A 20,202-nucleotide genomic window follows, 5' to 3' on the forward strand; every position below is an offset into this window, starting at 1 on the left:
CACCCGTGCCCTCCCTCGCCCCCCGCCCCGCCCCCGCCCCCGAGCGGCCCCAGCCCTGATGGAGACCACCACCTCGCCCCGACTGCGGATGAGCGTGCTCGGCTTCGTCGTCATCGGCTGCTTCGTCGCGCTCTTCGCCCGCCTCTGGTACCTGCAGGTCATGGCCTCGGACACCCTCACCGTCGAGGCCGCCGCCAACCGCTACCGCGAGGTCGCCGTCGAGGCCCCCCGGGGCCGCATCTTCGACGTGGAGGGGCGCCTCGTCGTGGACAACCGCACCTCGCTCGTCGTCACCGTGAACCGCCGCGACCTCGCCGAGCTCACCGACGAAGGAGGACGCGAGGCCTTCGTGGCCCGCCTCGCCGAGACCCTCACCCGCTTCGGGGTGCCCACCAAGATCGAGGCCATCGAGCGGCGCCTCCAGGATCAGCAGTACGACCAGATCCAGCCGGTCCCGGTGGCCATCGACATCCCCGAGGAGCTGCTCGTCTACCTCTCCGAACGGGCCGACGACTACCCCGCGGTCGCCGTTGAGCGCGAGTCGGTGCGCACGTATCCGTACGGGGCGTCGGCGGCCAACATCGTCGGCTACGTGGGACGCATCAGCGCCGAGGACCTCGAGACCGCCACGCCCGGGGTCGATCCCGAGACCGGCGTCGAGAAGACCTACCAGCCCAACTCCAACATCGGTCTCGCCGGCGTCGAGGCCGTCTACGAGGACGACCTGCGCGGCACCCCCGGTCTCGAGGTCATCGAGGTCGACGCCAACAACCGGCCCATCCGCACCGTCAGCTACCAACCGCCCCGGCCGGGCAGCGACATCCAGCTCAACGTCGACATGGACGTCCAACAGCGCGCCGAGCAGGCCCTCGCCGACCGCCTGGCCTTCTTCCGCGGCAAGACCCAGCGCGGCGCCGACCTGCCCCGCAACGCCCCGGCCGGGTCGGCCGCCGTGGTCGACCCCCGCAGCGGCTCGGTGCGGGCCCTCGCCACCTACCCGACCTACGACCCCTCGGAGTTCGTGAACGGCATCAGCCAGCAGCGTTACTCCCAGCTCACCGACGTCGGCGGCGTCAGCGCCCTCGTCGACCGGTCGATCTCCGGGCAGTACTCACCCGGCTCCACCTTCAAGCTCGTCACCGCCGACGCCGCCCTCACCAACGGCGTCCTGCGCCCCGGCGACTACTACAACGACACCGGCGTGTTCGAGGTCGGCGGCCAGCAGTTCACCAACGCCGGCGGCAGCCGCTACGGCAGCGTCAACGTCACCCGGGCCCTGACCGTGTCCGTCGACACCTTCTTCTACAGCCTCGGCGCCCGGATGGACGGGACCACCGCCATCCAGGACACCGCCGCGCGCTGGGGCTTCGGCTCGCCCACCGGCATCGACCTCCCCGGCGAGTCCAGCGGCTACGTCCTCACCCCGGAGGACAAGAAGGCCCTCAACGAGCGGTACCCCGACGCCTACCCCTACGGCGAGTGGTTCACCGGCGACAACGTCCAGCTCGCCATCGGCCAGAACGTCGTCGTCGTCACCCCGCTCCAGCTCGCCAACGCCTACGCCGCCCTCGGCAACGGCGGCACGCTCTACCAACCCCACGTCGTCTGGCGGGTGCTGCAGGCCGGCTGGGACCCCGCCACCACCCCCGAGCCCACCGTCGTGCGGGCCATCGAACCGGTCGTGCTGCGCACCGTCGACACCTCGCCCGAGGTCGTCCAGATCCTCTTCGACGGCCTCGCCGGCGTCACCACCGCCTCGGGCGGCACCGCCGTCGGCACGTTCGCCGGCTTCGACCAGCGGGCCTTCCCGGTCGTCGGCAAGACCGGCACCGCCCAGGTCGAGTTCTACGAGAACGGCCAGCAGAAGTTCAAGGCCGACACCTCGCTGTTCGCCGCCTTCGGACCGGCCTTCGACCCCCAGTGGGCCATCGGCGCGGTGATGGAGGAGACCGGCTTCGGCGGCGAGGGCAGCGGCGTCGTCACCCGCCAGATCTTCGAGCTCGTCGCCGGCCAGGACCTCACCGGCGGCGACCTCAGCACCCGGTTCGGCGGGGACTGAGCCACCGTGCTGCCCTCCTCGGTCTCCCGTCGGGCCTCCGACCGCAGCCGCCGCGACCCCACCGCGCCGTTCAAGCACCTCGACCCCGTGATCGTCGTCTGCGCGGTGGTCCTCGGCCTCATCGGCGTCGTCGCCGTCTGGAGCGCCACCCGTGGGCCCGGACCCGACTACGTCAACACGTTCCTGCTCCGTCAGGGCGCCTTCGTGGCCGCCGGGCTGGTGGCCATGGGCGTCTTCGCCATCGTCGACTACCGCAAGCTCCACGACTGGGCGTGGGTCTTCTACGGGCTCACCACGCTGATGCTCGTCGCCGTCGTCTCGCCGCTCGGCACCCGGTCCAAGGGCGCCCAGGCGTGGTTCAGCCTCGGCCCGTTCCAGCTCCAACCCGCCGAGTTCGCCAAGCTCTCCCTCATCGGGGCGCTGGCCTTCCTGCTCTCGGAGTTCCGCGGGGAGATCGGCTTGCGCCGCCTGCTCGCCCTGCTCGGCGTGGCCGCCCTGCCGATGGCGCTGATCATGCTCCAGCCCGACCTCGGCCAGGTGCTCACCCTCACCGCCATCACCCTCGCCGTCCTCCTGGTCGGCGGGCTCCCCGGTCGTTACATCGTCGTGCTCACCGTCGTCGGGGTCATCGGCGTCATCGGGGCGCTCAACTCGCCGGTCCTGAAGGAGTACCAGCGCGACCGGCTCACCGCGTTCGTGAACCCCGAGGACCGCTCCAACGACGCCCGCTACAACATCGACCAGAGCCAACAGGCCATCGCCAGCGGCGAGGTCACCGGCCACGGCCTGTTCGAGGGGCCCCAGACCCGCCTCGGCTTCGTGCCCGAGCAGCAGACCGACTTCATCTTCACCGCCGTCGCCGAGCAGTTCGGGTTCGTGGGCGCGGCCTCGGTGCTCGTCCTCTACGGCGTGCTCTGCTACCGGATCTGGCGCACCGCCCAGATCGCCCGCGACACCTTCGGCACCCTGGTCTGCATCGGGGTGCTGGCGATGTTCGTGTTCTCGGTGTTCCAGAACGTCGGGATGGCGATGGGCATCATGCCGGTGACCGGCATCCCGCTGCTGTTGCTCTCCTCGGGCGGCTCGAGCACCGTCGTGGCCTTCGCCGGCCTCGGCCTGGTCCTCAACGTCCACATGCGCCGCTTCCGCTGACCCCCTTCACCTCGGAACTGTTGCGTCCCGGGATCGTCCTGGCGAGCTGAGGACTCGACAGTTCGGGTGTGGGGGAGGGGGGAGGGCGGGGTCGGGGCGGGGGTAGGGCGGGGTCGGGGCGGCGCCGGGACGGGGCGGCGTCGGGGCCGGGGTCGTGCAAGGCTCGGCGTCGTGCCCGAGGACCTGTTCGCCGCCGCCGCCGAGGACCGCCTCACACGCCAGGCGCCGCTGGCCGCCCGGCTCCGACCGACCACGCTCGACGAGGTCGTCGGCCAGGAGCACCTCCTCGGTCCCGGCAAGCCGCTCCGGGCGCTCATCGAGGCCGACCGTCTCTCGTCGGTCATCCTGTGGGGCCCACCGGGCACCGGCAAGACCACCATCGCCCAGCTCATCGCCCGCACCACCGCCAAGGCCTTCGAGCAGCTCTCCGCCGTCACCGCGTCGGTGAAGGACGTGCGCGAGGTCGCCGCGGGCGCCCGGGAGCGGCTCGGCCAACGCGGCCAGGGCACGATCCTGTTCCTCGACGAGGTCCACCGCTTCAACAAGGCCCAACAGGACGCCCTGCTGCCCTCCGTCGAATCCGGGCTCCTGGTCCTCATCGGCGCCACCACCGAGAACCCGTTCTTCGAGGTCAACCCACCGCTGCTCAGCCGCTCGACCCTGTTCCACCTCGAGCCGCTCTCCACCGACGCCGTCGAGGCGCTCGTCGGGCGGGGCCTCGCCGAGGAGGGTGCCGCCATCGACGACGACGCCCTGGCCCTGCTCGTCGACCGCGCTGGCGGCGACGGCCGCCACGCCCTCACCAGCCTCGAGGTCGCCGTCGCCCTCGCCCACGAGCACCCCGACGCGGCCCGCGACGCCGGCGGTCGCATCGTCGACGAGACCGTGCGGGTGTCGGTCCGAGACGTCGAGGCCGCCCTCGGCACCAAGGCCCTGCGCTACGGGCGCGACGACCACTACGACGTCGTCTCGGCGTTCATCAAGAGCATCCGCGGCTCGGACCCCGACGCCGCCCTCTACTGGCTGGCCCGGATGCTCGAGGCCGGCGAGGACGCCCGCTTCATCGCCCGTCGCCTGGTCATCCTGGCCAGCGAGGACATCGGCCTGGCCGACTCGCTCAGCCTCGTCGTGGCCGACGCCGCCGCCCGGGCCGTCGAGTTCGTCGGCCTGCCCGAGGCGCAGCTCAACCTGGCCCACGCCACCGTCCACCTCGCCGTCGCCCCCAAGTCCAACCGGGTCACCGTCGCCCTCGGCCGGGCCCGCGAGGACGTGCGCGAGCGGGCCGGCGGCGAGGTGCCGACGCACCTGCGCGACGGCCACTACAAGGGTGCGAAGAGCCTCGGCCACGGCGAGGGCTACGAGTACCCTCATGACGCGCCCGAGGGATGGGTCGACCAGCAGTACCGCCCCGCCGAGCTGGCCGGGCGGGTCTACTACGAGCCGTCGCCGCACGGCGGCGAGGAACGGGTCCGCCAACGCATGGAGCAGCACCGAGCCGCCGAGGGGGGAGAGGGGACGTGACCACCGTGTCGGTCGTGGTGATCGTCGTCGCCATCGTCGGGCTCGTGGTGGTCGCCATGGCCGTCCAGGCCCTCATCGCCACGCTGCGCTCGCTGCGCGAGACCGTCGAGGACCTGCGCCGGGAGACGCTCCCCGCCATCGCCGAGCTGCGCGCCACCGTCGACACCGCCAACGTCGAGCTGGCCCGGGTCGACGCCCTGCTCGACACCGCCGAGGAGGTCTCGGCCCGCGTCGACGCCACCTCGAAGCTCTCGTGGATGGTGCTGCGCAACCCGCTCGTGAAGCTGGCCTCGGTGTCGGTGGCCACCGACCGGATGGCCCGACGCCTCCAGCGCGCCCCCGGCGACGCCACCCCCGCCGGGCCCGGCGGATCCGACGCCCTGTCCGCCCCGGTGGCCGAGCTCCCGCCGGCCCCGGGCCGCCGCAACCCTCGTCCCACCGGCGGGCGCCGCCGGCGACGAGCGGGCTGACCGGGGCGCGGCGATGTTCAAGCGGGTCACCTGGTTCACCATCGGCGCGGCCGTCGGGGCCGGTGGCACCGTCGTCGGCTACCTCCGCGCCCGCGAGCTGGCCCGACGCCACGTCCCCGTCTCGGTCCACGACGCCGCCAGCCGCGCCGCCGAAGCCGCGGCGACCGAGGCCGGGGCCCTCGCCGGTCGGGCCGCCGAGACCGTCGACGAGTGGCGGGCCCGGGCCGCCACCGCCGGCGACGACCGTCGCCGCGCCGAACGCATCCTGCGCGCCGAGCTCGACCGCGCCGGCCTCTGACCCCGCGCCGGGCTCCCGGCCGGGCCCGGGACCCCGTCACCCCTGCCGCTGACCCCGGCTCGCTCGCCCCCTGCCCCTCCGTGCGAACAGTCGGGGGACGGGAGGGCACTCGTTAGGCTGCCCGCACCATGAACCCCATGACCGCCAACGAGCTGCGCCGGGCCTTCCAGGGCTTCTTCGCCGAGCGCGGTCACACCGTGGTGCCGTCGGCGAGCCTCATCCCCCACGACCCCGACCTCATGTTCACCGTGGCCGGCATGGTCCCGTTCAAGCCGTACTTCCTCGGCGAGGAGGTCGCCCCCTACCCCCGCGCCACCACCGTCCAGAAGTGCGTCCGGGCCGGCGGGAAGGACTCCGACCTCGAGGAGGTGGGCCGCGACGCCCGTCACCTCAGCTTCTTCGAGATGCTCGGCAACTTCAGCTTCGGCGACTACTTCAAGGCCGAGGCCATCCCCATGGCCTGGGAGATGGTCACCGAGCTGTTCGGCCTCGACCCCGACCGCCTCTGGGTCACCGTCCACCTCACCGACGACGAGGCCCACGAGATCTGGCGCGATGCGGTCGGGGTGGCCCCCGACCGCATCCAGCGCCTCGACGCCGACAACTGGTGGGGCCCCCCGGGCGGGCCCCCCGGTCCGTGCGGGCCGTGCTCGGAGATCTTCGTCGACAAAGGCGCCGCCTACGGCGCCGACGGCGGCCCCGCCCACGGCGGCGACGAGCGCTTCCTCGAGATCTGGAACCTCGTGTTCATGCAGTACAGCCGCAACGTCGACGGGGTCGACACCGAGCTGCCCCGCAAGAACATCGACACCGGCGCCGGGCTCGAGCGCATCCTCGGGGTCCTCCAGGGCGTCGACTCGGTCTTCGAGACCGACGTGCTCGCCCCGCTCGTCGACACCGCCCAGCGCGTCACCGGGCGGCGCCTCGGCGTCTCGGACCGCTCCGACGTCTCGCTGCGGATCCTCGCCGAGCACGCCCGCACCATGTCGTTCCTCGTCAGCGACGGCGTGTTCCCGTCCAACGAGGGCCGCGGCTACGTGCTGCGCCGCATCATCCGCCGCGCCGTCCGCGAGGCCTACCTCCTCGACGTCGCCGACCTCGTGACCCCCGACCTCGTCGACACCACCGTGGCGGTCATGGGGGAGGCCTACCCCGACCTCGTCACCCACCACGACTTCGTCCGCAACGTCGTCACCCGGGAGGAGGAGCGCTTCCGGTCCACGCTGCGCTCGGGCACCGCCCTGCTCGACGCCGAGCTCGACAAGCTCGGCCCCGGAGCCCAGATCGGCGGCTCGGTCGCCTTCCTCCTCCACGACACCCACGGCTTCCCCCTCGAGCTCACCCGGGAGATCGCCCTCGAGCGGGGCCACGACGTCGACCAGCCCGGGTTCGACGCGGCGATGGCCGAGCAGCGCCGCATGGCCAAGGAGGCCCGACGCGACGGCGCCGGCGCCGGCGGCGCCGAGTGGGCCGAGTTGGCCGACACGCTGGGCGCCACCGAGTTCGTCGGCCGCGACCACGACCGCATCGAGGCCACCGTCCTGGCCGTCGCCGACGACTCGATCGTGCTCGACCGCACCCCCTTCTACGCCGAGTCCGGCGGCCAGGTCGGCGACACCGGCTGGATCACCTCGCCCACCGGGCGCGCCGAGGTGCTCGACACCGTGTACGGCGCGCCGGGCCTCGTCCGCCACCGCATCGGGCCGATCGAGGGCGACGTCGAGGCCGGCCAGAAGGTCGACGCCGCCATCGACGTCGACCGCCGCAACGCCATCCGCCGCAACCACACCGCCACCCACCTCCTGCACTGGGCGCTGCGCCAGGTGCTGGGCGAGCACGTGAAGCAGCAGGGCTCCCAGGTGGGGCCCGACCGGCTCCGGTTCGACTTCAGCCACTACGAGCCGCTGAGCGACGACGAGATCGCCGCCATCGAGGACCTCGTCGCCGCCGAGGTGCTGGCCAACCCGCCGGCCCGTCACTACGAGACCACCAAGGAGTACGCCGAGCAGATCGGCGCGGTGGCCTTCTTCGGCGACAAGTACGGCGACATCGTGCGGGTCCTCGAGGCCGGACCGCACTCCGTGGAGCTGTGCGGCGGCACGCACGTGAAGGCCCTCGGCGACATCGGCCCGGTGAAGATCGTGAGCGAGGCGTCGATCGGGTCGAACCTGCGTCGCATCGAGGCGGTGTCGGGCACCGGCCCCCTGCACCGCCTGCGTGCCGACGAGGCCCGCATCGCCGCGGCCGCGTCGGCGCTCGGCGTCGCCACCGACGAGCTCGTCGACGCCGTCGAGCGTCGCGTCGCCGAGATCAAGGACCTGCGGACCCGGGTCCGCGACCTCGAGCGCCAGGCCGCCTCCGGCCAGGCCGGCGACCTCGCCGCCGCCGCCGTCGACGGCATCGTGGTGGCCCGCGTCGACGGGCTCGATCGCGACGCCCTGCGTGACCTCGCAGTCGCGGTGCGTGACGTCCCCGCCGTCCGGGGGGTCGTCCTCGGGAGCGCCCCCGACGGAGGCGGGGTGGCCATCGTCGCCGCCGTGCGGGCCGACTCGGGGCTGCACGCCTCGGAACTGATCACCGAGGCCGCCCGGGCGGTGAAGGGCGGCACCGGCAAGAACGCCGAGCTGGCCATGGCCGGCGGCAAGGACCCCTCCGCCCTCGACGACGCCCTCCAGATGGTCCGCAGCGCCGTCGGGCTCGCCTGAGGGTGCGGGCCCTCGGCCTCGATCTGGGCAGCCGTCGCATCGGCGTGGCCCTCAGCGACTCCGCGGGCACGCTGGCCACGCCCTACGAGACCGTCGAACGCTGCGGCGACATCGCCCTTGACCACCGCCGCATCCTCGCCCTCGCCGCCGAGGCCGAGGTCGAGGCCCTCGTCGTCGGCCTGCCCCTCGCCCTCGACGGCACCGTCGGACCGGCGGCGGCGGCCGTGCTCGCCGAGGTCGACGAGCTGCGCGACGCGACCCCCCTCCCCGTGGAAACCTACGATGAGCGCCTGACCACCGTCACCGCGACGCGGCTCCTCCGTGAGGGCGGGGTCACGGGCAAGGCCCGTCGCCACCTCGTCGACAAGGTCGCCGCCGCCGTCATCCTCCAGTCGTGGCTCGACGGTCGGGCTGCGGCCCCCCGCCCGCCCGACGCCCACTGACCGCCACCGAGAGACCGCCCCGTGCCCGACCAACGCCCACCCGACGAGAGCGCCGGCCCCGCCGGCCCGTCGGATCCCGGTGTCCCCGACGACGACCCGCGGACAGGGCTGGTGGATGCCCCCGCCGAGGCCAGCACGGCCCAGACGTGGGACCCCGTGCGGCGCGAGTGGGTCGATCCCGTCACCCCGGCGCGGGTGGAGCCCGACCCGGGCGCGGCCCCCGGCGACACCCCGACACCGGTCTGGGACGCCGAGCGAGGCTGCTGGGTCGACGGCTACGGGCTGGTCTTCGACGAGTCCACGGGCGAATGGGTCGAGGACCCGGCCTGGACCGTCGACACCGGCGCCGACCCCGAGGCCTTCCACGACGAGGCGGCCGACGACGACTACGTGGCGGTGAGGGCCACGGGCACCGGGCCGAGCCGTTGGCTCGTGGCCGGCCTCTCCCTCGTCGCCGTGGTGGCCATCGGGCTGCTCGCCGTCGGTCTCTGGGTGCGGGGCCAGATCGACCCCGGCAACCCCGGTGACCCCGTCGAGCTGACCGTCCCGTCCGGCGCCACCACCGCCGACATCGCCCGGCTCCTCGAGACCAAGGGGGTCATCTCCAACCCCACCGTGTTCGAGTGGTACCTGCGCTTCAACGGAGGCGGGCCGTTCAAGGCCGGTGACTACGAGGGCCTCCGCCAGAACCAGGCGATGGGCGAGGTCATCGACATCCTCGACGCCGGACCGCTGCCGCCCCGCACCGTCAACATCACGTTTCCCGAGGGGCTCTGGCTCGTCGAGACCCGCCAGCGCATCCTCGACACGTTCCCCGAGATGGACCCCGGGGCGCTCGACGCCGCCATCGCCGCCACCCGCGCCCCGATCATGCCCGCCGACGTGGACTTCCCCGACGGCGTGCTGTTCCCGGCGACCTACGAGGTCGCCGCGGCCGACGTCAACGACCCCCGCATGCTCCTCGACCAGATGGTGGCAGCCTTCGAACGGGTGTCGGTGACCACCGGGCTCCCCGACGCCACCGCCCGGCTCGACGGCGTGGCCGGGGGCAGGGAGATCACGCCCTACGAGGCGCTCATCGTCGCCTCCATGGTCGAGGCCGAGGCCCGGGTCCCCGAGGACCGCCCCAAGATCGCCAGGGTCATCTACAACCGGATCGCCGAGGGGATGCGCCTCGACATCGACGCCACCGTGCTGTTCGCCATCGGCGACCGCCTCGCTCCGCTCACCGAGTCGGCGCTGCGCACCGACTCGCCGTACAACACACGGCTGAAGAGCGGGCTGCCGCCCACCCCCATCAACTCGCCGGGGCAGGCGTCCATCGAGGCCGCGCTCGACCCCGCCGAGGGCGACTGGCTCTACTACGTCCTCGCCGACGAGAACGGTGCGCACTTCTTCACCGAGGACTTCGACGAGTTCAACCGGGCCGTCGCCGACGCCAGGGAGAAGGGCCTGCTGTGACCCACCGTGGCTCACCCGGGGGCGCCACCCGGGTCGCCGCCGTGATCGGCCACCCCGTCGCCCACTCGCTGTCGCCGGCGCTGCACAACGCCGCCTTCGCGGCGGCCGGCCTCGACTGGGTCTACGTCGCCCTCGACGTCGAGCCCGGCGCGGTGGCCGACGCCTTCGCCGGGGTCCGGGCCCTCGGCATCGCGGGGCTCTCCGTCACCATGCCCCACAAGGAGGCCGCCGCGGCAGCGGCCGACGAGCTCACCGACGACGCCCGCCGCCTCGGCGCCGTCAACTGCGTCGTCAACCGGCGGGGCGCACTCGTCGGGCACAACACCGACGGTCCCGGGCTCCTCGCCGCCCTCGACGCCGAGGTGGGCTACGCACCCCACGGCGCACGGTGCGTGGTGCTCGGCGCCGGCGGCGCCGCCCGAGCGGTCGTGCTCGCCCTCGCCCGTGCCGACGCCGCCGAGGTGGCGGTCGTCAACCGCACCCCCGACCGGGCCGCCGCCGCGGCGGCGCTGGCCGGCGACCGCGGTGTCGTGGTCGCCCCCGCCGCCGCCGGGGCCCGCCTCGCCGCCGCCGACCTCGTGGTCAACGCCACCCCCGTCGGGATGGGGGAGCCCGCCGCCGCCGACGTGCCGTTCGACCTCGACCACCTCCGTCCGGGCCAGGTCGTCGCCGACCTGGTCTACCGACCCCTCGTCACGCCCCTCGTCGCGGGCGCCCGCGACCGGGGGGTCACGGCGGTCAACGGGCTCGGCATGCTCGTCCACCAGGCGGCGCTCGCCTTCGAGCTCTGGACCGGCGTCGACGCCCCGCTCGACGTGATGACCGGTGTCGTGGAGGCCGCCGTCGGTGCCGCCGACGACCCACCCGACGGCCCCGCTCCCACATAGGTCGTTCGGGCCACTCGCCGAAAAAGACTCGACTTCCGTCGGCTGCGTGCCGATGCTCTCATCCGAGGTGGTTCGGGCGGCCCGGACCACGCGTAGGAGGAACAGTGGCACTTCAGGGCACGATCGACACGTTCGCACTCCCCGACGTCCTGCGGCTCTTGGGTTCGACCAACAAGACCGGTCGCCTGACCCTCGACGGCGACCGCGGCCGGGGCGAGGTGCTCGTCGTCGACGGGCAGGTCAACGGCCTGGCCCTCGGTGACGACGGCGCCTTCGACGAGCATCCCGCCGACGAGGCCATGTTCGAGCTCCTGCGCTTCGCAGAAGGCGACTTCGTGTTCGCCACCGACGAGAGCGCCCGCGACCACTCCGGCACCCCGTGGGAGGTGGAGCCGCTGCTCGGCAGCGCCGAGAACATCGCCGCCGAGTGGACCGAGATCTGCCGCGTCGTCCCCTCCGAGGACGCCTGGGTCTCCCTCGCCGCCCAGATCCCCGGCCCCGAGGTCGTGATCGACGCCGACCGCTGGCAGCTCCTCGCCCTGGTCGGCTCCGGTGTGCCCGTGGCGGCGCTGCGCACCGCGCTGGCCGCCTCCGAGCTCCAGGCCGGCCGCGTCGTCCGCGACCTCCACGACCTCGGCGTGGTGGAGATCACCGCGGACGCCCCCCTCGGAGCCCGTGACGTGACGCTCTCCGTGAGCGCCCCCGTGGCCGAGCCGGCCGAGCCCGACGCCGGCACCCCCCCGTCGAGCTGGTTCGACGAGACCGAGTCGTTCGTCGAGTCGGCGCCGTCGGACAACGGCGACGTGGCCCACGACACCGAGGCCGTCGAGAGCGCCGTCCTCCTGGACCTCGCCCCCGACAGCGAGCTCTTCGACGACGACACCAGCGCCGCCGAGTTCGCCCGTCACCTCGCCAGCCTCAGCCCCAAGGCCGCCCAGGCCGTGGCCGCCGCCGCCCGCGCCGAGACGGTGGAGGAGCGCGAAGCGGCCCTCGCCGAGGTCGCCTCCAGCGACGACAGCATCGACCACGACCTGCTCCTGCGCTTCCTCGGGGAGACCGAGGCCTGATCAGCGCCTCCCTCCCGCCGGCCGGCCCCGCCCACGGGGCCATTCCCGGCGGGGGAGCGGACGACCGCTACGGTCGCCCCCTGTGAACGTCGCCCGGGTCGTCGTCTGTGCCGTGCTGGCGCTCCCGGCGGGCTGGTTCGCGGCGGTGCTGGTCGAGCGGGTGCCCGACCGGCTCGCCCTCTTCGACCCGGTCAAGCCCGTCCGCCCGTCACGACGCGACCTCGCCGTCCACGTCCTCGTGGCGGTGCTCTTCGTCCTGGCCGCGCTGCGTTTCGACGACGCCCCGGTCGGTGAGCTGGCGGCCTTCCTCCTCCTGTTCGGCGCCCTCACCGCCCTCACCGTCATCGACATCGAGACCTACCGGCTCCCCGACCGGATCGTGCTGCCCACCCTGGCGGTGTCGATCCCCCTCGTGGCCGTCGTGTCGATCGTCGCCGACGAGCCCGAGCGCATCCGCTTCGCCCTGGCCGGCGGGGCGCTCTACTTCGGCTTCCTGTTCGTGGCCCACCTCATCTCGCCACGGGGGATGGGCTTCGGGGACGTCAAGCTCGCCGCACTCATGGGTCTCTACGTCGGCTGGCTCGGCGGCGACTACGTCGAGGCGATGGCCCTGGTGCTCTGGGCGATGCTCATCGGCTTCCTCACCGGCACCGTCCTCGGCGTCGCCCTCCTCGTCACCCGCCGGCGCAGCCGGCCCTTCCCGTTCGGGCCGTTCCTCGCCCTCGGGACCGTCGCCGCGGTGATGCTCAGCACCCGGCTCGTCGGGTGAGCGGCCCCGACGGGCCGGAACCCTCACCGTGGCCGACGGGCCCCGCCCGGTAGATTCACTGCAATGCTGCGCTTCCTGACCGCCGGAGAGTCCCACGGACGGGCCCTCGTCGTCATCGTCGAGGGACTCCCGTCCGGGCTGGCGATCACGGTCGAGGACATCGGCGCCGAGCTCGCCCGCCGTCGCCTCGGCTACGGCCGTGGGCCGCGCATGCGCTTCGAGGCCGACGAGGTCGTCATCCTCGCCGGGGTGCGCCACGGGCTCACCCTCGGCTCCCCGGTCGCCATCGAGATCGCCAACAGCGAGTGGGAGCGCAAGTGGACCGAGGAGATGTCCCCGGCCCCGGGTCGCACCACCCGCCGGCTCACCACCCCCCGCCCCGGCCACGCCGACCTCACCGGCATGCAGAAGTACGACTTCGACGACGCCCGCAACGTGCTCGAGCGGGCCTCGGCCCGTGAGACCGCGGCGCGGGTCGCCGCCGGGGCCCTCGCCAAGGCGCTGCTCGCCCATCTCGGGGTCGAGATCGGCTCCCACGTCGTGCAGATGGGCGCCGTGCGGGCCGATCCCGCCCACCGGCCCGCGCCCGGCGCCCTCCAGGCCGTCGACGCCAGCGAGGTGCGCTGCGCCGACCCCGACGCCGAGGCGGCGATCATCGCCGAGATCAAGGCGGCCGCCAAGGAGGGCGACTCCCTCGGCGGGGTGGTCGAGGTCGTCGCCCACGGGGTGCCGGTCGGACTGGGCAGCCACGTCCACTGGGACCGCAAGCTCGACGGCCTGCTGGCCCAGGCGCTGATGAGCATCCAGGCCGTCAAGGGCGTGGAGGTCGGCGACGGCTTCGACGTGGCCGGCCGCCGGGGCAGCGCCGCCCACGACGCCATCGCCTGGGACGCCGACACGGCGACCTACCGACGGGCCTCGGCGCGCGCCGGTGGCATCGAAGGGGGCATGTCGACCGGTGAGGTCCTCGTGGCCCACGTCGCCATGAAGCCCCTCGCCACGCTCAACCGCCCGGTGCTCGCCACGGTCGACACCGCCACCAAGGAGTCGACCGTCTCGTTCAAGGAGCGCACCGACGTGACCGCCGTGCCCGCCATGGGCGTGGTCGCCGAGGCGATGACCGCCCTGGTGCTCGCCGGCGAGGCGCTGCGCAAGTTCGGGGGCGACTCCCTCGGCGAGATGGTCCGCAACCACCGGGGCTACGTCGCCCAGCTCCGCGACCAGGCCCTGTCGGCCGTCGCGCCCGACGATGGCGACGACGCCCCGCCGCTCAACTGGGACGCCGAGCAGGCCTTCGCCGAACCGGATCCGACCGGCAGCCGATCGTGAGCGCCGCCCACCACGTCGTCCTCGTCGGGATGATGGGCGTCGGCAAGACCACCGTGGGTCGGCGCCTCGCGGAGGTGCTCGACCGGCCGCTGCTCGACTCCGACGAGCTCGTCGAGGCCCGCACCGGCCGGACCGTCGCCCAGATCTTCGCCGCCGACGGCGAGGCGGCGTTCCGCTCCCTCGAGACCGAGGTGCTCGTCGAGTGCGTCGCCGCCGAGACCCCGGCGGTCATCGCCGCCGCGGGCGGGACTGTTCTCGCGCCCGCCAACCGCGACCTGCTGCGGCGGGCCGGCACCGTCGTGTGGCTGCGAGCCCCCGTCGACGTGCTCGTCGGCCGGGTCGCCGGCTCGACCCACCGCCCGGCCGTCGCCGAGGACCCCGCCGCCACGCTCACCCGCCTCGCCGAGGGGCGCGACGACCTCTACGCCGAGGTCGCCGACCTCACCGTCGACGCCACCCGACCGGTTGACTCCGTCGTCGACGAGATCGTCGTGCTCGTCGGGCGCCGGGCCGCCGAAGGGGCCCGGTCGTGATCGTCGTCCCCGTCGAGCTGCGCGACCGGTCCTACGACGTCGTCGTCGGCCCCGGCGCCCGCCACGAGCTCGCCGGCCGCCTCCCCGACGGCGTCGGGCGGGTGGCGGTCGTCACCCAGCCGGGGATCGGCGTCGACGTCGACCCCGGCGTCGAGCACCGCCGCTTCGAGATCCCCGACGGCGAAGGGGCCAAGACGATGGCCACCGTCGAGGACCTGTGCCGGCAGTGGGCCCGCTGGGGGCTCACCCGGGCCGACGCCGTCGTGGCCGTCGGCGGCGGGCTGGTCACCGACACCGCCGGCTTCGCGGCCGCCAGCTACCACCGGGGGGTGCCCGTGATCCACGTCGCCACCACCCTCCTCGGTCAGATCGACGCCGCCATCGGCGGCAAGACCGGCGTCAACCTGCCCGAGGGCAAGAACCTCGTCGGTGCCTACTGGCAGCCCGCCGCCGTCCTGTGCGACACCGAGACCCTCGCCACGCTGCCCGAGCGCGAATACCGCAGCGGCCTCGGCGAGCTGGCCAAGTACCACTTCCTCGGCGGCGGCCACCTCGACGCCCTGCCCCTCGACGAGCGCGTGGCGGCGTGCGTGGCCATCAAGGCGGCGGTGGTCGCCGACGACGAGCGCGAGGGGGGCCGCCGGGCCACGCTCAACTACGGCCACACCCTCGGCCACGCCATCGAGATCGCCGGACGCCACGACCTGCGCCACGGCGAGGCGGTGGCGGTGGGCCTGGTGTTCGCCGCCGAGCTCGCCCACCGTCTCGGGCGCATCGACGCCACCCGCGTCGCCGAGCACCGTCGGGTCGTCGCCGCCTACGAGCTGCCGTCCACCCTGCCGCCCGGCCTACTCACGCCCGAGCTCGTCGAGCTCATGGGCCGCGACAAGAAGGCCCTCACCGGGCTCACTTTCGTCCTCGACGGCCCCGACGGGGTCGAGCCGGTCACCGGCGTCGACGCCCACGCCATCGCCGCGTCCATCGACGCCGTGCGCCGGCCCGACGACCCCGAGATCGGGAGCTGGTGACATGAGCGAGACCCCCGTCGTGCTGTTGCTCTCCGGGCCCAACCTGAACCTCCTCGGCGAGCGTGAGCCCGAGATCTACGGCACCGCCACCCTCGACGACCACGTCGCCCTCGCCACCGCCACCGCCCGCGAGCACGGCCTGGCCCTCGAGCACCTGCAGAGCAACCACGAGGGCGACCTCGTCGACGCCGTGCACGCCGCCCGCGGCCGGTGCGCGGCCCTCATCGTCAACGCCGCGGCGTTCACCCACTACGCGTGGGCGCTGGCCGACGCCCTCGCCTCGTTCGACGGCCCGGTCGTCGAGCTGCACCTCTCCAACCCCCTCGGCCGCGAAGCCTGGCGCCACACCTCCGTGGTCGGCACCGTGGCCACCGGCAGCATCGCCGGGTTCGGCGGCGACGGTTACCGGCTGGCCGTCGACGCCGTCGCCACCCTGCTCGAGGGCCGGCCGTGACCCTCGCCGACGTCGGGGCGCCCGACCGTTCCCTGCGCGACCGCCTGGCCGCCCTGTCGGCGCCCGACCACCCGGCTCGCCTCACCCGGCTCCGCGACCGCGCCGCCGACCTCGGCTGCGACGCCGTGCTGTTGACCCACCTCACGAACATCCGGTGGCTCACCGGCTTCACCGGGTCGGCCGCCCTCGTGGCCCTCACCGCCGACGACCTCGTGTTCGTCACCGACGGCCGCTACACCGACCAGGCCGCCGCGCAGCTCGACGCTTCCGGGCTGGGCGCAGGCGCGGCCACCCTCGAGATCACCGGCACCGGCCAGCGCGAGGTCGTGCAGGCGGCATTCACAGGACGGGCCCGGGTCGGCCTCGAGGCCGACCACGTCAGCTGGGCCGCCCAGCAGCGCTACGCCGACGACTGGCTGCCCGACCACGAGCTGGTGCCCACCACCGAGCTCGTCGAGGCGCTGCGCCTCGTCAAGGACGACGCCGAGCTCGAGCGCATGGCGGCCGCCGCCGCCGTGGCCGACGCCGCCCTGGCGTCGGTCCGCCACCGCCTCCTCGAGGGCCCCACCGAGATCGAGTTCGGCCTCGAGCTCGACACCGCCATGCGCCGTCTCGGCGCCACCCGTCCGAGCTTCGAGACCATCGTGGCCTCCGGTCCGAACGGGGCCCGCCCCCACGCCCGCCCCTCCGACCGGCGCATCACCACCGGTGACCTCGTCGTCGTCGACTTCGGCGCAGTGGTCGACGGGTACTGCTCGGACATGACCCGCACGTTCGTCGTCGGCGACCCCGACCCCGTCCAGGCCCGGATGCTCGAGGTGGTCGGCGAGGCGCAGGCCGCCGGCGTGGCCGCCGTCGGACCGGGCGTCGCCGCCGCCGACGTCGACACCGCCTGCCGCGCGGTCGTCGAGGCGGCCGGATGGGGCGACGCGTTCACCCACGGCACCGGCCACGGCGTCGGCCTCGACATCCACGAGGCCCCCCGCGTCGGCGCCACCAGCACCGCCGTGCTGGGGATCGGACAGGTGGTCACCGTCGAGCCGGGCGTGTACCTGCCCGACCACGGCGGCGTGCGCATCGAGGACTCGGTGGTCGTGACCGCCGACGGGTGCCGCCCCCTCACCTTGACCTCGAAGCAGACCGCCCCCTAGACCGAAGCACGCCGCGGCGCCACCACGTCTCTCCGCAAGGACCCCCGATGCCCACGATCACCACCAACGACCTCAAGAACGGCATGGCCCTCGACCTCGACGACGGCCTCTTCGAGGTCGTCGAGTTCCAGCACGTCAAGCCCGGCAAGGGCGGGGCGTTCGTGCGGACCTCGTTGCGCAACGTGCGCTCCGGGGCCACCGCCGACCGCACGTTCCGGGCCGGCGAGAAGGTCGAGCGGGCCATGATCGACAAGCGCGACATGCAGTTCCTCTACCGGGCCGGCGACGACTACGTGTTCATGGACTCGACCACCTACGACCAGCTCACCGTCGAGCAGCGCTCCCTCGGCGAGGCCGCCCTCTACCTCGTGGAGAACGCCGAGGCGGTCCTCAAGATGTTCGGCGACGAGATCGTCGGGGTCGACCTCCCGGCGGCCGTCGAGCTCGCCATCGCCGAGACCGAGCCGGGCGTGCAGGGCGACCGGGTGTCCGGCGCCCGCAAGCCGGCGACGCTCGAGACGGGCCTCGTCGTCCAGGTGCCGCTGTTCGTCGGACCGGGGGAGCGCGTCAAGGTCGACACCCGCACCGGCGAGTACCTCACCAGGGCGTGAGCCCCACCGAGCCCGACGAGCCCATCGAGCCCATCGGCCCGGGCGCCCCCGAGCCGCTCACCGTGTCGGGCACCCGACGGGAGGCCCGGGAGCGGGCCTTCCACCTGCTCTACGAGTGCGAGGTGAAGGGCGTCGGACCGGACGTGGTGCTCGCCGAGCTCCCGCTGCGCCCCGATGCCTTCGCCGTCGAGCTGGTCGAGGGCGTCGAGGGCCATGCCGCCGAGATCGACGCCCTGGTGGCCGCCCACGCCCGCAACTGGGAGCTCGGCCGCATGCCCGCGCTCGACCGTGCGCTGCTGCGCCTCGCCACCTACGAGCTCGCCCACCGCCCCGACGTGCCCACCGCCGCGGTGATCAACGAGGCCGTCGAGCTCGCGAAGCAGTACTCGACCGACGACAGCGGCCGCTTCGTCAACGGCGTCCTGAGCGCCGTGGCCGCCGAGGTCCGCCCCGCCTGACCGGATCGACGCCCGCCGGCGCCCCATCGCCACGACCGCCGGCCGACCGCCATCCGGTGGGGCGCCCGAACGGGCCCGCCGTGGGGTAGTGTCCCGATCTGACCGTGAAGCGGGTCCTGTGAGGCCCGCACGGACAGGAAGGACCACGCTGTGGCCGAACGCGAACGACGCCTCACGCCCCCGTACGGGGGCGTTTTCGTTGCCCGCACCCAGGTGATGAGCGCCGACGACATCGCCCGGGCCACCCGGCGCATGGCCCACGAGATCATCGAGCGCAACCAGGGCCTCGACGACGTGGTGCTCATCGGGCTGCAGACCGGCGGCGTGCCCATCGCCGCCCGGCTCGCCGAGGCCCTCCTCGCCATCGAGGGCAGCCAGGTCCCGGTGGGGATGCTCGACGTCGCCTTCTACCGCGACGACATCGGCCTGCGGCCCGTCCTGCCCGAGGCCGTCACCCGCATCCCCGGCGACCTCGACGGCCGCATCGTCGTGCTCGTCGACGACGTCCTGTTCACCGGGCGCACCATCCGGGCCGCCCTCGACGCCCTCGCCGACCACGGCCGGGCCCGGGCGGTGCAGCTCGCCGTCATGGTCGACCGCGGCCACCGCGAGCTGCCCATCCGCCCCGACTACGTGGGCAAGAACCTCCCGACCCGCCGCGACGAGGTGGTCGACGTCAACGCCGACGGCGTCGACCTCGGGGAGATGCGCAAGTGAGCGCCCCGACCGCCACGCCGCGGCCGGCCGCCGGCACCGGCCCGCAGCCGGGAGCCGGCACCACCGCGCCCCGTCAGGGCCCCGGGGGGAGATCCGGCGCCGGGCGCCACCTCCTCGGCATCGACGACCTCGGCCCCGACGTCGCCGCCGGCATCGAGGAGGTGATGACGCTCACCGACTCCTTCGTCGAGGTCAGCGAGCGGACCATCCCGAAGGTCCCGGCGCTGCGGGGCCGTACCGTCGTGTCGCTGTTCTTCGAGGACTCCACCCGCACCCGCCTCAGCTTCGAGACCGCCGCCAAGCGGCTCTCCGCCGACACCATGAGCTTCTCGGTGTCCACCTCGTCGCTCAAGAAGGGCGAGTCGCTGCGCGACACCGTCGAGACCATCGAGGCCATGGGCGTCGACGCCGTGGTCGTGCGCCACGCCTCCTCCGGCGTGCCCCGCCAGGTGGCCCGCTGGACCGACGTCGCCGTCGTCAACGCCGGCGACGGCTGGCACGAGCACCCCACCCAGGCCCTCCTCGACTGCTACACCATCCGCCAGCACGCCGGCTCGCTCGCCGGCCGGCGGGTGGCCATCGTCGGCGACGTCAAGCACTCGAGGGTGGCCCGCAGCAACGTGGCGGCGTTCACCGCCCTCGGCGCCGAGGTCACCCTCGTGGCGCCACCCACCCTGCTCCCGCCGAGCCTCGCCGGCTGGCCCGTCGACGTGAGCCACGACCTCGACGACGTCCTCGGCCGCACCGACGTCTGCTACCTGCTCCGCATGCAGCGCGAGCGCATGACCGAGGCGCTGGTGCCGTCGCTGCGCGAGTACACGGCCCGCTTCGGCCTCACCTCCGCCCGGGCCGATCGCCTGGGCGACGACGCGCTGGTGATGCACCCCGGGCCGATGAACCGGGGGGTGGAGATCGCCGCCGAGGTCGCCGACCGCCCCAACGCCGTCATCGTCGACCAGGTCCGCAACGGCGTCGCCGTGCGCATGGCCGTGCTGTTCCTCCTCATCGGGAGCGGCACCGCCTGGGGCGGCGACGATGCCTAGGCCCCGCCCGTCCGCCTCACCCCCGCCTCGCCCCCGCTCGACCGCT

20 protein-coding genes are annotated in these 20,202 nt (G+C 73.9%); all 20 read left to right on the forward strand.

All coding sequences use genetic code 11. The features are described from left to right. Positions 1-58: 58 nt before the first annotated feature. The 20 genes from mrdA to MUE36_01480 all read left to right on the forward strand — a co-directional run bounded on the left by mrdA (position 59) and on the right by MUE36_01480 (position 20,156). Positions 59-2,059, forward strand: a complete 2,001-nt coding sequence (gene mrdA / locus MUE36_01385) for a penicillin-binding protein 2 (GenBank protein MCU0309580.1) — start codon at positions 59-61, stop codon at positions 2,057-2,059. 6 nt (positions 2,060-2,065) lie between these two features. Then, positions 2,066-3,211, forward strand: coding sequence for a rod shape-determining protein RodA (gene rodA / locus MUE36_01390; GenBank protein ID MCU0309581.1), 1,146 nt, complete (start codon positions 2,066-2,068; stop codon positions 3,209-3,211). 171 nt (positions 3,212-3,382) lie between these two features. Next, on the forward strand, positions 3,383-4,732 hold the full coding sequence (locus MUE36_01395) for a replication-associated recombination protein A (protein ID MCU0309582.1): 1,350 nt from the start codon (positions 3,383-3,385) through the stop codon (positions 4,730-4,732). Further along, positions 4,729-5,202 (forward strand): hypothetical protein, encoded by a 474-nt coding sequence (locus MUE36_01400; GenBank protein MCU0309583.1) that lies wholly within the window; start codon positions 4,729-4,731, stop codon positions 5,200-5,202. Before MUE36_01395 ends, MUE36_01400 begins: the two co-directional genes overlap by 4 nt. Positions 5,203-5,215: 13 nt before the next feature. Further along, positions 5,216-5,500 (forward strand): hypothetical protein, encoded by a 285-nt coding sequence (locus MUE36_01405; GenBank protein MCU0309584.1) that lies wholly within the window; start codon positions 5,216-5,218, stop codon positions 5,498-5,500. 137 nt (positions 5,501-5,637) lie between these two features. Continuing rightward, complete coding sequence (gene alaS / locus MUE36_01410; protein MCU0309585.1) at positions 5,638-8,205, forward strand: alanine--tRNA ligase; 2,568 nt, start codon at positions 5,638-5,640, stop codon at positions 8,203-8,205. Between the two features lie 2 nt (positions 8,206-8,207). Next, positions 8,208-8,648 (forward strand): Holliday junction resolvase RuvX, encoded by a 441-nt coding sequence (gene ruvX, locus MUE36_01415; protein ID MCU0309586.1) that lies wholly within the window; start codon positions 8,208-8,210, stop codon positions 8,646-8,648. A 21-nt stretch (positions 8,649-8,669) separates the two neighbouring features. Further along, entirely contained in the window at positions 8,670-10,109 is a 1,440-nt protein-coding gene (gene mltG / locus MUE36_01420) for an endolytic transglycosylase MltG (GenBank protein ID MCU0309587.1), read from the forward strand. Further along, positions 10,106-10,996, forward strand: coding sequence for a shikimate dehydrogenase (locus MUE36_01425; protein ID MCU0309588.1), 891 nt, complete (start codon positions 10,106-10,108; stop codon positions 10,994-10,996). The genes mltG and MUE36_01425 overlap by 4 nt, the downstream gene beginning before the upstream one ends. Positions 10,997-11,100: 104 nt before the next feature. After that, the gene (locus MUE36_01430) at positions 11,101-12,063 is read left to right on the forward strand and encodes a DUF4388 domain-containing protein (protein MCU0309589.1); all 963 of its coding nucleotides are present in this window, start codon (positions 11,101-11,103) and stop codon (positions 12,061-12,063) included. A gap of 82 nt (positions 12,064-12,145) precedes the next feature. Further along, on the forward strand, positions 12,146-12,832 hold the full coding sequence (locus MUE36_01435) for an A24 family peptidase (GenBank protein ID MCU0309590.1): 687 nt from the start codon (positions 12,146-12,148) through the stop codon (positions 12,830-12,832). Positions 12,833-12,895: 63 nt separating this feature from the next. Continuing rightward, positions 12,896-14,161, forward strand: coding sequence for a chorismate synthase (gene aroC / locus MUE36_01440; GenBank protein ID MCU0309591.1), 1,266 nt, complete (start codon positions 12,896-12,898; stop codon positions 14,159-14,161). Continuing rightward, on the forward strand, positions 14,158-14,694 hold the full coding sequence (locus MUE36_01445; protein MCU0309592.1) for a shikimate kinase: 537 nt from the start codon (positions 14,158-14,160) through the stop codon (positions 14,692-14,694). Before aroC ends, MUE36_01445 begins: the two co-directional genes overlap by 4 nt. Next, on the forward strand, positions 14,691-15,722 hold the full coding sequence (locus MUE36_01450; GenBank protein MCU0309593.1) for a 3-dehydroquinate synthase: 1,032 nt from the start codon (positions 14,691-14,693) through the stop codon (positions 15,720-15,722). Before MUE36_01445 ends, MUE36_01450 begins: the two co-directional genes overlap by 4 nt. 1 nt (position 15,723) lies before the next feature. After that, the gene (locus tag MUE36_01455; GenBank protein ID MCU0309594.1) at positions 15,724-16,176 is read left to right on the forward strand and encodes a 3-dehydroquinate dehydratase; all 453 of its coding nucleotides are present in this window, start codon (positions 15,724-15,726) and stop codon (positions 16,174-16,176) included. Further along, on the forward strand, positions 16,173-17,327 hold the full coding sequence (locus tag MUE36_01460) for an aminopeptidase P family protein (protein ID MCU0309595.1): 1,155 nt from the start codon (positions 16,173-16,175) through the stop codon (positions 17,325-17,327). The genes MUE36_01455 and MUE36_01460 overlap by 4 nt, the downstream gene beginning before the upstream one ends. Before the next feature lie 47 nt (positions 17,328-17,374). Beyond that, complete coding sequence (gene efp / locus MUE36_01465) at positions 17,375-17,938, forward strand: elongation factor P (GenBank protein MCU0309596.1); 564 nt, start codon at positions 17,375-17,377, stop codon at positions 17,936-17,938. After that, entirely contained in the window at positions 17,935-18,396 is a 462-nt protein-coding gene (gene nusB / locus MUE36_01470) for a transcription antitermination factor NusB (protein MCU0309597.1), read from the forward strand. Before efp ends, nusB begins: the two co-directional genes overlap by 4 nt. A gap of 216 nt (positions 18,397-18,612) precedes the next feature. Next, the gene (gene pyrR, locus MUE36_01475; protein ID MCU0309598.1) at positions 18,613-19,113 is read left to right on the forward strand and encodes a bifunctional pyr operon transcriptional regulator/uracil phosphoribosyltransferase PyrR; all 501 of its coding nucleotides are present in this window, start codon (positions 18,613-18,615) and stop codon (positions 19,111-19,113) included. Next, entirely contained in the window at positions 19,110-20,156 is a 1,047-nt protein-coding gene (locus MUE36_01480) for an aspartate carbamoyltransferase catalytic subunit (GenBank protein ID MCU0309599.1), read from the forward strand. The genes pyrR and MUE36_01480 overlap by 4 nt, the downstream gene beginning before the upstream one ends. The last annotated feature ends 46 nt before the right edge of the window (positions 20,157-20,202 follow it).

The organism is Acidimicrobiales bacterium, from assembly GCA_025455885.1.
GTDB lineage: Bacteria > Actinomycetota > Acidimicrobiia > Acidimicrobiales > Acidimicrobilacustridaceae > Rhabdothermincola_A.